A 706-nucleotide genomic window follows, 5' to 3' on the forward strand; every position below is an offset into this window, starting at 1 on the left:
CGGCTGCCCGACCGTGCAGACGACGCCAGACCCAGGGCAGCGCGTGCCGACGCCACCACACCCCCGCGCCGATGGGCTCGTGCTCGTGCATCGCGGCATCGAGCGCTCCGAGCGCGTCGGCATCGGGCACCCCGAGCATCTCACCGGCCCGGTAGGCGAGGAAGCGGTGGCCTCGGCTGCTCAGGTGCACGAGGTCTTCCCCCCAGTTCGGACGCTCGGCCAGCGAGGGGTGCAGATCCGTATCGATCAGGATCGCCCCGGTGCGGGTCGCGATCCCCGTCAGCGCGGTGGCGAAGGCGGAGAACCGCCGGGTGTAGAGGGCTGCAGCGCGTCGGCCGGGCAGGAACGGGGTGACCAGGAGCACGTCGGCGCCGATCCCCCGCAGCTGCCGCACCGCCCCTTCGACCTCGGCGGCGAGCGCGGCGACATCGACACGGCGCTTCACGAGGTCGTTGGCTCCGATCAGGATCGACACGAGGTCGGGCCGCAGCTCGAGCGCCCTCGTCAGTTGGGGGCCGGACAGGTCCTGCACGCGCTTCGAGCGGATGGCCAGGTTCGCGTAGTGCAGGCCTCCCCTGGCAGCGAGCAGCAGCGCGAGGCGGTCGGCCCACCCTCGCAGGGCTCCGTCCGGGGCCGGGTCGCAGAGTCCTTCGGTGAGGGAGTCCCCGAGCGCGACGTAGCGCTGCCATCGGCGGGCGGCGACCGG

1 protein-coding gene is annotated in these 706 nt (G+C 73.4%); it reads right to left on the reverse strand.

Annotated elements, in window-relative coordinates:
- Nucleotides 1-706, reverse strand: a 706-nt coding sequence (locus tag KZA10_RS16810; RefSeq protein ID WP_218683471.1) for an SGNH/GDSL hydrolase family protein, incomplete at both ends; no start/stop codon positions are given.

The sequence above is a fragment of the Microbacterium sp. BF1 genome, assembly GCF_019279095.1.
In the GTDB taxonomy this organism is placed as follows: Bacteria; Actinomycetota; Actinomycetes; order Actinomycetales; family Microbacteriaceae; genus Microbacterium; species Microbacterium maritypicum.